This is a genomic window from Actinocorallia sp. A-T 12471, from assembly GCF_033875155.1.
Classification (GTDB): domain Bacteria; phylum Actinomycetota; class Actinomycetes; order Streptosporangiales; family Streptosporangiaceae; genus Actinocorallia.
This window is the reverse complement of record NZ_JAWZTE010000001.1, coordinates 128,200-142,531: the sequence shown is the minus strand read 5'-3', so window position 1 is coordinate 142,531 and position 14,332 is coordinate 128,200. Positions and strand designations below refer to the sequence as shown.

Below are 14,332 nucleotides of genomic sequence, written 5' to 3'. Positions count from 1 at the left end.
ACGGGGACGGGTGGTGGAACGCTTCGCTCGGCTCTTCTAGGTGAAGAGGGCGAAGATGGCCTCCTGAAGCCCCCAGTCGAGCAGCGAGACGATGCCGATCATGACGAGGACGAACACCAACGACACGATCGTGTAGGTGATGAGCTCCTTGCGAGTCGGCCAGATGACCTTGCGCAGCTCGCCGACGACCTGGCGGATAAAGAGAACAGGACCGGTGCGCTTGCGCTTCGCGGGCTTGCCCTTGTCCTCGGTCGCGGCGTCGCGAATGTCAGTCGCCATCTCACCCTCGTTCGGATTGATCGTCCGACACGGCGTGGTATCCGCCGCGCGTGCATCCACACTATGCGCGCTCACGTGCGGCTGGGAACGTGAAGCTGCTCCGCAGGGCAAGAGGGACTCGAACCCCCAACCGCCGGTTTTGGAGACCGGAGCGCTACCAATTGCGCCATTGCCCTACAGCGGGCGTGCTCGCGCAGCGCGCCGCTAGGCCAGCAGCATACGTCCCCGAGCGCCCCACGTCGAACCGGAAACCGCGCGGCGCGTCTAGTACTTCCGGGTGGTTCCGGCGCAGCCGTCCCATGAACCCCTGTCTGATCAGGCAGGATTGGCAGATGGAGCGCCGTGATCTCGCCCTGTTGCCCAAGGCACATCTGCACCTGCACTTCACCGGCTCGATGCGGCACAGCACCCTCGTGGAGCTGGCGATCAGGCACGGTGTGCGGCTGCCCGAGGCGCTGGTGTCGGAGTGGCCGCCCGCGCTGCGCGCCACCGACGAGCGCGGCTGGTTCAGGTTCCAGCGGCTCTACGACCTGGCCCGCTCGGTCCTGCAGGAGCCCGCCGACCTGGTCAGGCTGGTCCTGGAGACCGCCCAGGACGAGGCGGCGGAGGGTTCCGGCTGGCTGGAGATCCAGGTCGACCCGTCGGGCTACCAGAGCCGTTTCGGCGGCCTGACGCCGACGCTCGAACTCGTCCTGGACGCCGCCCGCGCGGCCGAGGACGCGACGGGGGTGGGGATCGGCGTGATCGTCGCGGCGAACCGGACACGTCACCCGCTCGACGCCAAGATCCTCGCGCGGCTCGCGGCGCAGTACGCCGGGCGCGGCGTCGTCGGGTTCGGGCTGTCGAACGACGAGCGCAGGGGCAAGCCTTACGAGTTCGAGGGCGCGTTCCGGATAGCGCGCAGGGCCGGGCTGCTGCTGTCCCCGCACGGCGGCGAGCTCCAGGGGCCGGAGTCGGTGCGGCCGTGCCTCGACCTGCTGCACGCCGACCGGCTCGGCCACGGGGTCCGCTCGGTGGAGGACCCCGCGCTCGTCGAGCAGATCGCGCGGCTCGGGGTGACCCTCGAGGTCTGCCCGGCCTCGAACGTGTCGCTCGGCGTCGCCAACAGCGCGGCCGAGGTGCCGGTGCGCACACTGTTCGAGGCGGGGGTGTCGATGGCGCTGGGCGCGGACGACCCGCTGCTGTTCGGGTCCCGGCTCGTCACCCAGTACGAGCTGGCGCGCAGCGAGCACGGCTTCACCGACGAGGAGCTCGCCGAGCTGGCCCGCTCCTCGATCCGGGGGTCGGCCGCGCCCGACGCGGTGCGCAAGCGGCTGCTCGCGGGCGTTGACGAGTGGCTCGCGACGCCGCCGGGCCCGGCCGCCTAGTTCCGGGCCGCCGGGGCGTCCTCGTCAAGGCTGAGCCCGATGAAGACAGGCTCGTTGACGAGCGTCACCCCGAAGGCCGCGCGGACGCCCTCGCGGACCTCGCGGGCGAGCGCGAGGAGGTCGGCGGCGGTCCCGTCGGGGCCGGGGTTGGTGAGCGCGAGGGTGTGCTTGGTGGACAGCCTGACGGGTCCGCGCGCATGTCCCCTGGCGAATCCGGCGCGGTCGATCAGCCATGCCGCCGACGTCTTGGTGCGCCCGTCCGGCTCGGGGAACGCGGGGAAGCCCTCGGCGCGCTCGGCGAGGACCGCGAGTTCGGCGGGGGTGAGGATCGGGTTGGTGAAGAAGCTCCCGGCGCTGCGCGTGTCGGGGTCGGCGGGGTCGAGGACCATGCCCTTGCCCCTGCGCAGTTCGAGGACGGCGGCGCGTACGTCGGCCAGAGGCGCGCACTCGCCTACCGCGACGCCCAGGCGGCGTGCGAGCTCGGCGTACTTGACGGGCCGGGACTCGCCGGTCTCGGCGAGCTCGAAGGCGACCGACAGCACGACGTACCTGTCGTGGCCCTTGAAGACGCTGTGCCGGTAGGTGAAGCCGCACTCGTCGGCTTTGAGGGTGCGTACGGCGTCGTCCACGCGGTCGTAGACGCGGACCTCGGTGACCGTCTCGCTGACGTCCTGGCCGTAGGCGCCGACGTTCTGGATCGGGGTCGCGCCGACCCGCCCGGGGATGCCGGACAGGCACTCGAGCCCGGCGAGGCCCGCCGTGACGGTCCTGGCGACGAGCGCGTCCCAGTCCTCGCCCGCCTCGGCCCTGACCGTCCCGCCCTTGATCGACACACCGCGGGTCGCGACCCGCACGACGGTCCCGGGGAAGCCCGCGTCGCTGACGACGAGGTTGCTGCCGCCGCCCAGCACGAGCACCGGCTCCCCGTCCCGGTCGGCCGCGCGGACCGCCGCGACGAGGTCGTCCTCGGTGGTGACCTCGACGAAGGTGCGGGCCGGGCCGCCGAGCCGCAGGGTGGTGTATCCGGACAGCCGGACGTCCTGGCAGTGGACGTTCATGTCTCCCCCTGGGTCTGGGCGGCGGGTCTGGGCGGCGTGACGGGACGGGTGGGCGCGCACGCGTCGGTTCCGCGCGTGCGCGCGACCCGGCCTCAGGCTAGCCGGACGACGGCCTTGGCCTGGCTGAGCACCTTCTGGTCGCCGGTCTTGGCGGTGAGCCCGACGACGACCTTGTTGTCCTCGAGCTTCTCCTCTACGACGCCGCTGATCACGATGGTGTTCCCGGCCTGGTGCGGCACCGGGACCATGCCGGCGAAGCGGACGCCGTAGTCGAGGACGGCTCCGGGGTCGCCGACCCAGTCGGTGACGAACCTGCCGCCCTGGGCCATGGTGAACATGCCGTGCGCGATGACGTCGGGCAGGCCGACGGACTTGGCGAAGTGCTCGTCCCAGTGGATGGGGTTGAAGTCGCCGGACGCGCCCGCGTACATCACGAGGTTGAGCCGCTTGACGTCGTAGCTCGTCGCGGGGATCTCGGTGCCGACCTCGACCTCGTCGTACTTGACTGTCGCCGCCATGGTCAGGCCCCCCGCTCGACGATGGTGTTGTACGTGGTGACGACGAGTTCGCCGGCGGTGTCCCGGATCTCGGTGACGATCTTCAGCAGCTCGTTGCGCCCCGCCTTGCGGATGTCGGCGATGGTCGCCTGCGCGGTGAGCGCGTCACCGGCCACGACGGGCCGCTTGTACTCGAAGCGCTGTTCTCCGTGCACGACCATGGCGTAGTTGAGGCCCAGGTCGGGGTCGGCGAAGTAGTCGCCGCCGAGGGAGAAGACGATGGGGAACGTGGGCGGGGCGACGACGTCCGGGTGACCCGCGGCCCGCGCCGCCTCCGGGTCGCGGTAGATCGGGTTGCCGTCGCCGATCGCGTCGGCGAACTCGCGGATCTTCACCCGGGAGACCTCATAAGGAGGACTGGGCGGGAACGTCCGCCCGATGAAATCGGTGTTGAGTGCCATGCCGCTTTCCTTCCGAGTCTCTTCGGATCTCGGTCCCCGGGGGTGACGGGGAAACCGTTCGCGCCTAGTGGGGAAGGTTACAGAACGACGTTCGGCCCGTCCCCGGCGGGTGCGCCTGGGAACGGGCCGAATTAGGCAAGCGCTCGGTCTATCTGTCGCCAGTGCCGAGCCGGCTTTCGCGGATCGCGGAGCGTCAGCGGGTCTCGCGGTGCGGCTGGTGGCACCGGCAGTTCGGGCAGTACTTCTTCAGCTCAAGGCGGTCCGGGTCGTTACGCCGGTTCTTGCGCGTGATGTAGTTGCGGTGCTTGCACTCCTGGCAGGCCAGCGTGATCTTCGGCCGAACGTCGGTGGCAGCCACGATGGAGTGCCTTTCTGTTCAAGGGATTCGGACATACTGATCCGACCACGTCCCGGGGGGACTTGATGTGATCGGATTTTGTAGCGAGGGCCGGACTTGAACCGGCGACACAGCGATTATGAGCCGCTTGCTCTGCCTGACTGAGCTACCCCGCCATGACGAGGCCACTGAGAGCGGTCGGCACTGCCAAGAGTACCTGACCCAGTGGTCGCCCGAAACACGGTGAACGCCCGGCCCGATGCGGGCCGGGCGTCACTTCAGTGTTTCATCGAGCCCCTTTACGGAATCGAACCGTAGACCTTCTCCTTACCATGGAGACGCTCTGCCGACTGAGCTAAAGGGGCTTGCGTCGTGCTCGCAGGGAAAACAATACACGGTCCCGACCCCTTGCGCGAACCGGATAAGGGCCGGTCAGGCCCGGGGTCGGCCGATGAGGTGTCGCGCCCGTTCCGACCTGCGCTTTCCGGGCTTTTGACGGCCTCGTGGGCACGGTCGCCGCAGGCCGTTCCGCCGGCCGGAAGAGCCCCCTTCAGGAGGAAGGAATCGACCACCGCGCGGGTGCACTCGCCCATCGGATAGAAGCCGTGGCCGCCCGACTCGTTGACCACGAGCGCGCTGCCGTCGAGCCGTCCGTGCAGGGCCCGCGCCCAGTGGACGGGCGTCGCCGCGTCGTGGCTGTTGTGGACGAGCAGGATCGGCGGCGCGCCGGAGCCGGAAAGGGCCTTGCCCGCCTCGGGCAGTGAGGGCACCGGCCAGTCCACGCAGGCGAGCCATTGGGACTCGACCTGCCTGCCGAACAGCGGCGCGACGGCCACCGCCTCGGCCCCGGCGCGCGCGGCGGCGTCGGCGGTGCGCTCCTCGGGACGCAGGTGCGGGCACAGGACCGCGTGGTATCCGGCCGGGACGGTCCCCGCGCCGTCCTCGGCGTCGGCCTGCTCGGCGGTGAGGGCGCGCAGGCCGGAGCCGTCGCCGCGCAGCGCCTTGGCTAGCGCCTTGGCGACCTTCGGCCAGGACGCCTCGCGGTAGGTGGCGAGTTCGATCACGCGCAGGAGCTCCCGGCTGGTGACGGGCGGGCCCCCGACGGCGGTGCGCAGCGGTTTGGCGTCGAGGCGGGCGACCATGCGGCCGACCCGGGACATGATGTCGGTGCGGTCCTTGCCGAGCGGGCACCCGCCCTGCTTGACGCAGGTGGCGACCATCACGCCGAACGCCGTCTCGAAGCCGACGGCCTGGGCCGACGGGTCGCCGGGCCACCCCGTGGGGTCGGCGATGGAGTCGAGGGTCATCCTGCCGACGGACGCGGGGAACAGGTGGGCGTAGAACTGGCCGAGGACCGTGCCGTAAGAAGCGCCGTAGTAGTTGAGCGCGGGCTCGTCGAGGACGTGGCGGACCACTTCGAGGTCGCGGGCGACGTCGGGGGTGCGGACATGTCCGATGACCTTGCCTGCGGTCGCCGTGCAGCTCGCCGCAAGCGCGCGCGCGTAGTCGGCGGTGTTCTCGGCCTGGTCCATGGCCGTGGTGATCGCGCAGGAGACCGGGTCGCTCTCGCCCACTCCCCTGGGGTCCATGCCGACGATGTCGTAGCGCGCGCGGAGGTCGTCGGAGAAGAACGAGCGCGCGCGGTAGGCGAAGGCGAGCCCCGACGAGCCGGGCCCGCCCGGGTTGGTGACGAGCGCGCCCACACGATGCGAGGGGTCGGCCGCCGGAAGCCGGTTGAGCGCGAGTGACAGGGTGGGCCCGTCGGGCTCGGCGTAGTCGAGCGGCACCTTGACGCGCGCACACGAGAACGAGGGGTCGTGCGCACAAGGCGTCCACAGCGGACGCTGCGCATAGAAGTCGCGCAACGGATCGGCGGGCGGCGGCGCGAAGGCGGGAATCCACGCGATCGCCAGACCCGCGAGAGCCAGCCAGACCCGCACGCCCATCTGGCTTCCCCCGAAGCTGTCAGTCCGTGAAAATCCCCCTACCGAAAGTAGTACTTCCCGCCCTATGTCCCCTTAAGCCTGGGTGTCGGGGGCGGGGGTCGGGTGGGGGTCGGGGAAGGTGGCGAAGAGGGCGCATTCGCGGGTCGCGGCGTTGGCGTCGCCGGCGCGGATGGCGGCGATGAGGCGGGTGTGGTCGACGTGGCGGTCGGGGGTGAGCTCGCCGGCGAAGAAGTCGCGCAGTTCGGCGCGGAAGAAGTCGCCGAGGTCGGCGTAGATGCCGCTGAGGGCCGGGTTGTGGGCGGCCTCGACGATCGCGTGGTGCAGCGCGGCGTCGGCCTGGACGAAGTCCTCGAGCTCGCCGGTCAGCTCGGCGTGCCGCCAGGCGCGCTCGCGCCGGTCGAGGAGCGCGTCGAGGTGGACGAGGTCGGCCTCGGTGCGGCGCAGCGCGGCGAGCCCGGCGGCCGACGTCTCGAGCATCGTCCTGAGTTCCTTGACGTGCTCGCGGTCGAAGTCGGCGAAGCGCCGCCGCATGACCCCGGCGAGCTCGCTTGACGAGACCACGTACGTGCCGGAGCCCTGGCGGATGTCGAGGAGCCCGTTATGGGCGAGGGCCCGTACCGCCTCGCGGAGGGTGCCGCGCGCGACGCCGAGCTGTTCCGCGAGTTCGGGTTCGGTGGGGATGCGGCTGCCGACGGGCCAGCGGCCCGCGGTGATCTGTTCGCGCAACTGGGCGGCGACCTGCTCGAAGAGCGGTGTGCGGCGGGCGGACGACAGCGTCATGGGGCCATCGTTCCAGCAGGGCCGACCCGGGGGGCAAGCGCGGGACAATTCATCCAATGATTCTATGATTGCCCCTATGTCGCTCGCCACCCCCCTGCGCCGTGCCACCGCGGCGGGACCCGTCGTCGCGCTGATCCTGCTCGTCTCGCTCAACCTGCGGCCCGGCGCGACCACCGTCGGCCCGCTGCTGCCGGAGATCAGGGCGGCGGTCGGCCTCAACGGCTTCACCGCGGGCCTGCTGACCGCCCTGCCGCCGCTGTGCTTCGCCGCGTTCGGCCCGCTCGCGCCCCGGCTCGCCAGGCGGTTCGGCGCGGCGGGCGCGCTCGGCGTCGGGATGCTGCTGCTCGGCGTGGGCCTCGCGGTCCGCGCGCTGGCGGCCGAGCCGGTGGTGTTCCTGCTGTTCAGCATGCTGGCGCTCGGCGGGATCGCTATCGCCAACGTGCTCATGCCGTCGGTCGTCAAACGCGAGTTCCCGGAGAAGGCCGGGCTGGTGACGGGCGTCTACACCGCGTTCCTGACGATCGGGGCGGCCGTCGGGGCGGCGCTGGCCGTGCCCGTCGCGCAGTCGCTCGGGTCGTGGCGCAGCGGCCTCGCCGTCTGGGGGACGCTCGCGCTGCTCGCGCTGCTCGTCGCGGTGCGCTGCCGCGGCCTGACGGCCAAGACCGACGGCGGCGCGCGCACGCTGCCGCCGCTGCGCGGCAGCAGGACCGCGTGGGCGCTCGCGGTGTTCTTCATGGTCAACGCGACCGCCGCCTACTCCACGATGGGGTGGCTGCCGCAGATCTACCGGGACGCCGGCTTCTCCCCGAACACCGCGGGACTGCTGCTCGCGCTGTGCATCGCGATAGGCATCCCGCTCGCTTTCGTGATGCCCGTGCTGGCCGTACGACGGCCCAACCAGCGCGCGCTGGTGGCGGTGCTGCTCGGCACCGGGTTCGTCGCGTATGCGGGGCTCGCCTTCTGGCCCGCGGACCTGCCCTGGTTGTGGGCGCTGCTCGCGGGCGTCTCCCAGTCGGCGTTCCCGCTGAGCCTCGCGCTGATCGGCTTGCGGGCGCGTACCAACGAGGGCGTGACGCTGCTGTCGTCCTTCGCGCAGAGCACGGGTTACCTATGCGCGGTACCGGGGCCGATCATCATGGGCGTCTTCTACCAGTGGACGGGCGAGTGGGTCGTCCCGCTGCTGTTCCTGATGGTCCTGCTCGTCCCCGCGCTCATCGGCGGGCTGCGGGCGGCGTCGCCGCATGTGCTTGAGGACGAGCTCTAACCCTCGGGCGGCGGCTCCTGCGGCTCGGGCGGGTCGGCGATCGGGAGGCGCAGCTCGAACCGGCCGCCCTCGCCCTCGGCGACGGCGAGGGAACCGCCGTAGTTGCGCGCGATCTCCCTGGCGATGGGCAGGCCGAGGCCCGTGCCGCCCGAGTCACGCTCGCGCGACTCCTTCAGCCTGGCGAACCGCTCGAAGATCCGCTCCCGGTCGGCCTCCGGCACGCCGTCGCCGTCGTCGTAGACGCCCATGACGGCGTCGCCGTCCTCGACGCGCACCTGCACCCGGACGCCCGACCTGCCGTGCCTGACCGCGTTGGCGAGCAGGTTCTCCAACACACGGGCCAGCCGCAGGGGGCTGCCGCGCACCCAGACGCCGCCGACGAGGTCGGTGGTGATCGGGAGGGCGTCGGGCGGGCGCTGGGCGATCTCGCGGCGCACCAGCGCGCCGAGGTCGAGCGTCTCGGTCGGCGGCGCGGACCCCGCCTCGAGCCTGGCCAGCTCAAGCAGGTCCTCGACGATCGCGCTCAGCCGCTCGGCGTCGTGCACCGCCTCGTGGACGACCTCCTTCCACGGGTAGTCCTCGTCCTCGCCGTCCAGCACCTCGAGACGGGTGAGCATGCCCGCGATGGGGTTGCGCAGGTCGTGCGACGCCTCCGCGACGAACCTGCGCTGCCGGTCGGTCGCCTGCTCCAGCCGGTGCAGCGTCCCGTTGACGGTCTCGGCGAGCTTCTGCACCTCCCCGCCGCCGCTGTAGTGGACGGGGACGCGCCGGGAGAGGTCGGAGGCGGTGATGTCGGCGAGCTCGTCGGTGATCTCCTCCACGGGCCGTAGAGCCGCGCCGATGGCCACCCAGGTGCCGAAGCCGATCAGGGAGACGAGCAGGACCAGCAGGATGAGCACGCGGATGCCGATGGAGGAGCCGTCGCCGAGGATGCCGGGCAGCTCGACGGCCGCGTAGACGGTGACGGGCTGCTCATAGGCGGAGGACGCGACATGGAAGCCGACCACGTACAGGCAGCCCCTGATCCGCTTCGGGCACGCCGTGGTGTCGATCCTGACGTCGTCGGGGTCGGCGGGGCGCGCGGTCGTCAGCGGGTCGTGGCCGCGCAGCGCGGGGGTCGCGGCGAGGACCCTGCCGTCCACGCCGACGACCTGGATGAGCTCGGCCTGGTCGCCGGTCCGCTCGATGGGGTCGGCGAGCCGTTCGGTGATCGCCTTGACGGCCAGGGACCGCGAGGTGTGCGCCGCCGTCGCCGCGGCCTTCATGGCGGCGTCCTGGCGGATCAGCGCGAGCAGCAGCAGCGCGCACACCGACAGGACGATCAGCGAGACGGTGACGGCGAGGCCGGTGACCCTTCCGCGCACGGAGTGGAACGCCCGCGCCCACATCCGCGCGAAGCGTCCGTCTCCCCCACGCCGGAACACTCCACCCCCGAAGGCTCGAATTCCACCGAACCGTGATGTACCCCCAGGTCAGCGGCGGTGAACCCCGGACCCTAGCGGCGGCGAACGGCCCGCAGGACCGTGAACTTCCGGTCGGACGCGGCGACCGAGCAGTTGCCGAAGATCCGCCGCAGCGCCGCGTGGTGGCCCAGGTGCCGGTTCGCGACGACCCACAGCTCGCCGCCCGGGGCCAGGGCGCGGCGGGCACCGGCGAACATCCTGCGGGCGGCGGCCTCGGTGGTGGCCTGGTGGGAGTGGAAGGGCGGATTGGTGAGGACGAGGTCGCACGATCCCGGCGCGATGTCGCCGATCCCGTCGGCCGCCTGGAACACGCCGGTGGTGACGCCGTTGGCCGCGAAGGTCGCGCGGGCCGACGCGACCGCCGCGTAGGACTCGTCGGTGCAGACGATCTCGGCGGCGGGGTGGGTGAGCGCGGCGGCGAGGCCGAGGACCCCGTTGCCACAACCCAGGTCGACGATCCGGCGCGCTTCCGGCATGACGGGCATGTGCCGCAGCAGGAACCGGGTCCCGACGTCGAGCCGGTCGGCGCAGAAGACCCCCGCGTGGTTGACGACGACACGACCCGAGACGGGCCCGGCATCGTCGTCAAGGGTGTACGTGAGCGGCCACGGGTCCGACCCAGGGTCCAGGGACCGGCCGGGGTCGAGGGACCGGCCGGGGTCGAGGAACCGGCCGGGGTCGAGGAACCGGCCGGGGTCCAGGGAGGGCCCAGGGTCCAGGAGCGGGACGGGGTCCAGAGGCGGGGCGGGGTCGAGGGACCGGGCGGGGTCCAAGGGCGAAGCGGGGTCCAGGGACCGGGCGGGGTCCAAGGGCGAAGCGGGGTCCAGGGACCGGGCGGGGTCGAGCGACGGGCCGGGGCCGGGGGCCAGGGACGGGGCAGGGTCCAGGGACCGGGCGGGGTCGAGGGACCGGGTGGGGGTGGTGAGGATCAGGCGGGCCTTGCGTTCGGCGAGTGAGGTGCGGGTCGGGCCGATGATCTGCTCGAACAGGCGCAGCGTCGAGGTGTGGATCTCCTTGACCATGCCGGTGCCGACGACGACCGTCCCGGCGTGCAGGGCCGGGCGGAGCGCGTGCAGGCCGTGTTCGAGCGCGGCGAGGCTCTTGGGGACCCGGACGAGCAGGATGTCGGCCTTGTCGGGAAGCCGGTCGCCGGGGGTTCGGAAGGAGACGGCGTCGGGGGCGAGGCCGTTGCGCGCGAGGTTCGCCTGGGCGGCCCGGTGGGCGAGGAAGGAGTCGGTGACCGAGACCGGCGGCGGGCCCTCGGGCCCGGCCGCGAGGGCCGTCGCGAGCGCGCCCCAGCGGTCGCCGAGGACGACGACCTCACCTCGGGGTGAGATGTCCCTTTCGGCGAGATGCCTGAGGAGGTACTCGTCCGCGGCGTCCCAGGCGCGCAGATTGTCGCGTTCGTCTTCCGGGTACCGGCCGAGGTCCAGCGCGCCCCAGGCCGTCGTCAGCCGCTCCAACACCGGCCCAGGGTAGCCGTCGGACGGGGGTGGCCGGTCTCGGCGCGACCTCTGGCAAAGCTGGACAAACGGCTATTTCCGCCAATAATTACCCACTGTCCGGTAGGTAACGAACGAATCTCAGAGGTGGCCGCCTTGCATCCCTTCCGTGCGGCAGTCGACAAGGGCGACGCCGCGGCCTTCGCGGCTCTCCTCGCCGACGACGCGGTCTTCCACAGCCCCGTGGCCCACAAGCCCTACCGGGGCCGCGACACCGTCGCGGCGGTCCTGCGCGCCGCGTTCACCGTCTTCGAGGACGTCAAGTACACACAGGAGATCTCCGACCCCGCCACCGGCTCCCACGCCTTGGTCTTCAAGGCGCGCATCGGCCCGACCGAGGTGCACGGCTGCGACCTCCTCACCACCGACGCCGACGGCGTCATCACCGACGTCACCGTCATGCTCAGGCCCATGTCCGCCGTCCACGCCATGTCCGAAGCCCTACGCCCCCAGGTAGAGACCATCGCCCACGCGAAAGCGGGCTGCTGACGCAACGACCGCACCCCCGCGCGGCGCAAGCCGGGCGGGGGTACGAGGTCCCGTATGACGCCCCTTACGCGGCCGCGTACGGGCGGGCGAGGAAGCGGCCCGTGGGGCCCCTTACGCAGCCGCGTACGGGCGAGCGAGGAAGCGGCCCGTGGGGGCCCCTTACGCAGCCGGGTATGGGCGGGTGAGGAAGCGGCCCGTTGGCGGGCCCGTGACGGAGCCGTTGTGCAGGACGCGTGTGCCGCGTAGGAATGTGTCGGTGACCTTGGCGGTCAGTTCGAAGCCCTCGAACGGGGTGTACTCCTGGGTGGACTCGGAGTCCTCCGCGCGGACCGTCCACGTGACGTTCGGGTCGACGAGCGCGATGTCGGCGTCGCGGCCCGGCTCGAGGACGCCCTTGGCGCGCAGGCCGTAGCGCGCGGCGGGGTTGGCGGCGGTGAGGGCGGCCACGCGGCCCAGGGGGACGCCGCGCTTGCGCGCCTCGGTGACCATGCCGGGCAGCAGGTACTCCGCGCCGCCGAAGCCGGACTTGGCGAGGAAGACGTCGTCGCGGTCCGCGCCGAACTTTGCCTCGTCGCGGCAGCAGGCGTGGTCGGACACGACCCAGTCGATGGTCCCGTCGGCGACGTACGACCACAGCGCCTCGACGTCCTCGCGGTCGCGCAGCGGCGGGTTCACCTTGCCGCCGATGCCGGAGGCTGTGGTGATGTCGGCGAGCAGGTGCCCGACGGTGACCTCGCGGCGGAAGTCGATGTGCGGGAACGCCTTGGCCATGCGGACTGCGGCGTCGACCGCCTTGAAGCCGGAAAGGTGCAGCAGGTTGATCGTCGGCAGGCCCGTCTCGTGCGCGAGGTACGACGCGATCGACACCGCGAGGCCCTCGGAGTGCGCGGGACGCGAGGCGCTGTAGGCGGCGAGGCCGGACAGGTCGCCGGCCTCCTCCACGAGCCGCGTGTAGGCGGTCATGATCTCGGCGGTCTCGCAGTGCAGCGACAGCGAGATCTCGTCGGCGAGGTGCGGGAACTTCTCCCGCGCCGCCTGGACCCCGCGCATGACGAACTCGAAGTGCGCGTAGTCGTAGCGCTCGTCCTGCGGGATCATCAGGAAGCTGCTCTGGTCGGCCGAGCGCCCGTGCAGGCCGTGCGACCCGTAGAACATGAAGATCTTGAACGAGGTCACGCCGAACCGCTCGACCAGCTCGGGGATCTCCGCGATGTGCCCCTTGGACATCGGCGCGAGGTGGAAGGCGTAGTCGACGTGCGCGCGTCCCTCGGCGGCCGCAAGGACCTCGGGGAAGAAGTCGGCGTAAGGCCCGCCCTTGTTCAGGTAGTACTGGCCGGTGCGCATGTACGTCAGCGCGGTGGTGACGCCGCCCTGCGCGCTCGCGCGCGACTCGCTCACCGTGTCGTCGGACAGCGGGTTGTAGATGCCCCAGTGCTGGTGGGCGTCGACCGCGCCGGGGAAGGCGAGCCTGCCGCCGCCGTCCACGACCTCGGGCACGCCGGTGACGTCGAGGTTCGGGCCGATCGCGGCGATCTTTCCGTCCTTGACGCCGATGTCCCCCGCGACGGGTTCGTCGCGTTCGTGCGAGACGACGAGGACGTCCCTGACCACGAGGTCGAAGGCGGGTCCGTTCACGTTGGTCAAAGGTCTCCCTCTCTCACTTGGCGCGGGACAGCCCGCGGCTATCCCACGATCCGGCGGTCGCGCAGCGCGGCGACGTCCTCGGCGGCGACGCCGAGTTCGGCGAGCACCTCCGCGGTGTCCGCGCCGTGCGCGCGGCCGGTGAAGCGCACCCGGCCCGGCGTGCGCGACATCCGCCACATGACGTTGTGCTGGAGCAGCGGCCCGAGGTCGGGGTCGGGCACGGTCGTCAACATCCCGGTCTCGCGCACGTGCGGGTCGGTGACGAGGTCGCGCGCGTCGTAGACGGGCGCGACGGCCGCCCCCGCCTCGGTGAAGGCGGTGACGACCTCGTCGCGGGTGCGCGCGCCGATCCAGCCGCCGACCAGGGCGTCGAGCAGCTCGACGTGCTCGACGCGGCCGCGTCCGGTGGCGAACCACGGCTCGTCGATGACCTCGGGGTGCCCGACGAGCCGCATGACGCGCTCGGCGATGGCCTGCGCGCTGGTGGACACGGCGAGCCACGCGCCGTCCTTGGTCCGGTAGGTGTTGCGCGGCGCGTTGTTGGTCGAGCGGTTGCCGTGCCTTGTCTCCACGACGCCGAGCTGGTCGTAGACGGTCGGCGACGGGCCCACGGCGGCCATCAGCGGCTCGAGCAGGCTCATGTCGATCACCTGGCCCAGCCCGGTGCGCTCGCGCGCCAGCAGGGCCATGGTCGCGGCCGAGGACGCGGCGATCCCGCAGACGCTGTCGGCGAGGCCGAACGCGGGCAGCGTCGGCGGCCCGTCCGGATCGCCGGTGAGGTGGGCGAACCCGCTCATCGCCTCGGCGAGCGTCCCGAACCCGGCCCGCGACGCATACGGCCCGGTCTGCCCGAACCCGGTGACCCGCACGATGACGAGCCGCGGGTTCACCTCATGCAGCCGCTCAGGCCCGATCCCCCACTTCTCCAGGGTGCCCGGCCGAAAGTTCTCGATGAGCACATCAGCGGTCTCCGCGAGCCGAAGCAGCAGCGCGGCCCCTTCGGGATCGCTGAGCTTCAACCCCACGGTCCGCTTGTTCCGCCCGACCTCCTTCCACCACAGCGGATGCCCGTCCTTGGACTTCCCGTGCCCCCGCATCCCGTCCGGCTTGTCCGGATGCTCGACCTTGACGACGTCCGCCCCGAAATCCCCAAGGATCTGAGCACACAACGGCCCGGCAAGAATCGTCGACACGTCAAGCACCCGCACCCCCGCCAACGGCCCGTCCGTCACCCTGCCCACCTCC

General features: G+C 71.7%; 13 protein-coding genes, 3 tRNA genes and 1 pseudogene. 3 read left to right on the top strand and 14 right to left on the bottom strand.

Annotated features, from left to right (window positions below; all coding sequences use genetic code 11):
* Window positions 1-36 precede the first annotated feature (36 nt).
* A complete protein-coding gene (gene secE, locus R9X44_RS00720; protein ID WP_319811940.1) occupies window positions 37-279 on the bottom strand; it encodes a preprotein translocase subunit SecE in 243 nt (80 codons plus the stop codon).
* Window positions 280-382: 103 nt separating this feature from the next.
* Window positions 383-455: transfer RNA gene (locus R9X44_RS00715), tRNA-Trp, on the bottom strand.
* 156 nt (window positions 456-611) lie between these two features.
* Between R9X44_RS00715 and R9X44_RS00710 the strand changes: the two genes are divergently transcribed.
* Entirely contained in the window at window positions 612-1,646 is a 1,035-nt protein-coding gene (locus R9X44_RS00710) for an adenosine deaminase (protein ID WP_319811939.1), read from the top strand.
* On the opposite strand, the gene R9X44_RS00705 is transcribed toward R9X44_RS00710, so the two are convergent.
* From R9X44_RS00705 to R9X44_RS00665, 8 genes and pseudogenes are all read right to left on the bottom strand, one after another.
* Window positions 1,643-2,704 (bottom strand): UDP-N-acetylmuramate dehydrogenase, encoded by a 1,062-nt coding sequence (locus tag R9X44_RS00705; RefSeq protein ID WP_319811938.1) that lies wholly within the window; start codon window positions 2,702-2,704, stop codon window positions 1,643-1,645. The two genes, R9X44_RS00710 and R9X44_RS00705, sit on opposite strands and share 4 nt — an antisense overlap.
* Window positions 2,705-2,796: 92 nt before the next feature.
* Entirely contained in the window at window positions 2,797-3,222 is a 426-nt protein-coding gene (locus R9X44_RS00700; RefSeq protein ID WP_319811937.1) for a MaoC family dehydratase, read from the bottom strand.
* 2 nt (window positions 3,223-3,224) lie between these two features.
* The gene (locus R9X44_RS00695) at window positions 3,225-3,662 is read right to left on the bottom strand and encodes a MaoC family dehydratase N-terminal domain-containing protein (protein WP_319811936.1); all 438 of its coding nucleotides are present in this window, start codon (window positions 3,660-3,662) and stop codon (window positions 3,225-3,227) included.
* A 193-nt stretch (window positions 3,663-3,855) separates the two neighbouring features.
* Complete coding sequence (gene rpmG, locus R9X44_RS00690; RefSeq protein ID WP_111167039.1) at window positions 3,856-4,020, bottom strand: 50S ribosomal protein L33; 165 nt, start codon at window positions 4,018-4,020, stop codon at window positions 3,856-3,858.
* A gap of 81 nt (window positions 4,021-4,101) precedes the next feature.
* Window positions 4,102-4,175: transfer RNA gene (locus tag R9X44_RS00685), tRNA-Met, on the bottom strand.
* A gap of 116 nt (window positions 4,176-4,291) precedes the next feature.
* Window positions 4,292-4,364, bottom strand: a tRNA-Thr gene (locus R9X44_RS00680).
* A gap of 213 nt (window positions 4,365-4,577) precedes the next feature.
* Window positions 4,578-5,945 (bottom strand): annotated as a pseudogene (locus R9X44_RS35640) (alpha/beta hydrolase); the annotation flags it as partial.
* Window positions 5,946-6,017: 72 nt separating this feature from the next.
* A complete protein-coding gene (locus R9X44_RS00665) occupies window positions 6,018-6,725 on the bottom strand; it encodes a FadR/GntR family transcriptional regulator (RefSeq protein WP_319811933.1) in 708 nt (235 codons plus the stop codon).
* A 76-nt stretch (window positions 6,726-6,801) separates the two neighbouring features.
* Here R9X44_RS00665 and R9X44_RS00660 point away from each other — a divergent pair, with 76 nt between their 5' ends.
* Window positions 6,802-7,989: an MFS transporter gene (locus R9X44_RS00660; RefSeq protein ID WP_319811932.1), complete on the top strand. Its 1,188-nt coding sequence runs from the start codon at window positions 6,802-6,804 to the stop codon at window positions 7,987-7,989.
* Here R9X44_RS00660 and R9X44_RS00655 read toward each other — a convergent pair.
* Together R9X44_RS00655 and R9X44_RS00650 are read right to left on the bottom strand one after the other, a co-directional pair.
* Window positions 7,986-9,353: a HAMP domain-containing sensor histidine kinase gene (locus R9X44_RS00655; protein WP_319811931.1), complete on the bottom strand. Its 1,368-nt coding sequence runs from the start codon at window positions 9,351-9,353 to the stop codon at window positions 7,986-7,988. The two genes, R9X44_RS00660 and R9X44_RS00655, sit on opposite strands and share 4 nt — an antisense overlap.
* 131 nt (window positions 9,354-9,484) lie before the next feature.
* Window positions 9,485-10,918 carry a class I SAM-dependent methyltransferase gene (locus tag R9X44_RS00650; RefSeq protein ID WP_319811930.1) on the bottom strand — a complete coding sequence of 478 codons (1,434 nt, stop codon included), beginning with the start codon at window positions 10,916-10,918 and terminating at the stop codon, window positions 9,485-9,487.
* 123 nt (window positions 10,919-11,041) lie between these two features.
* On the opposite strand from R9X44_RS00650, the gene R9X44_RS00645 reads away from it, so the two are divergent.
* The gene (locus tag R9X44_RS00645; RefSeq protein WP_319811929.1) at window positions 11,042-11,443 is read left to right on the top strand and encodes a nuclear transport factor 2 family protein; all 402 of its coding nucleotides are present in this window, start codon (window positions 11,042-11,044) and stop codon (window positions 11,441-11,443) included.
* A 159-nt stretch (window positions 11,444-11,602) separates the two neighbouring features.
* Here R9X44_RS00645 and R9X44_RS00640 read toward each other — a convergent pair whose 3' ends face one another.
* Both R9X44_RS00640 and R9X44_RS00635 read right to left on the bottom strand, forming a co-directional pair.
* Window positions 11,603-13,078, bottom strand: a complete 1,476-nt coding sequence (locus R9X44_RS00640; protein WP_319811928.1) for a dihydroorotase family protein — start codon at window positions 13,076-13,078, stop codon at window positions 11,603-11,605.
* Between the two features lie 47 nt (window positions 13,079-13,125).
* Window positions 13,126-14,319, bottom strand: coding sequence for a CoA transferase (locus R9X44_RS00635; protein WP_319811927.1), 1,194 nt, complete (start codon window positions 14,317-14,319; stop codon window positions 13,126-13,128).
* Window positions 14,320-14,332 lie beyond the last annotated feature (13 nt).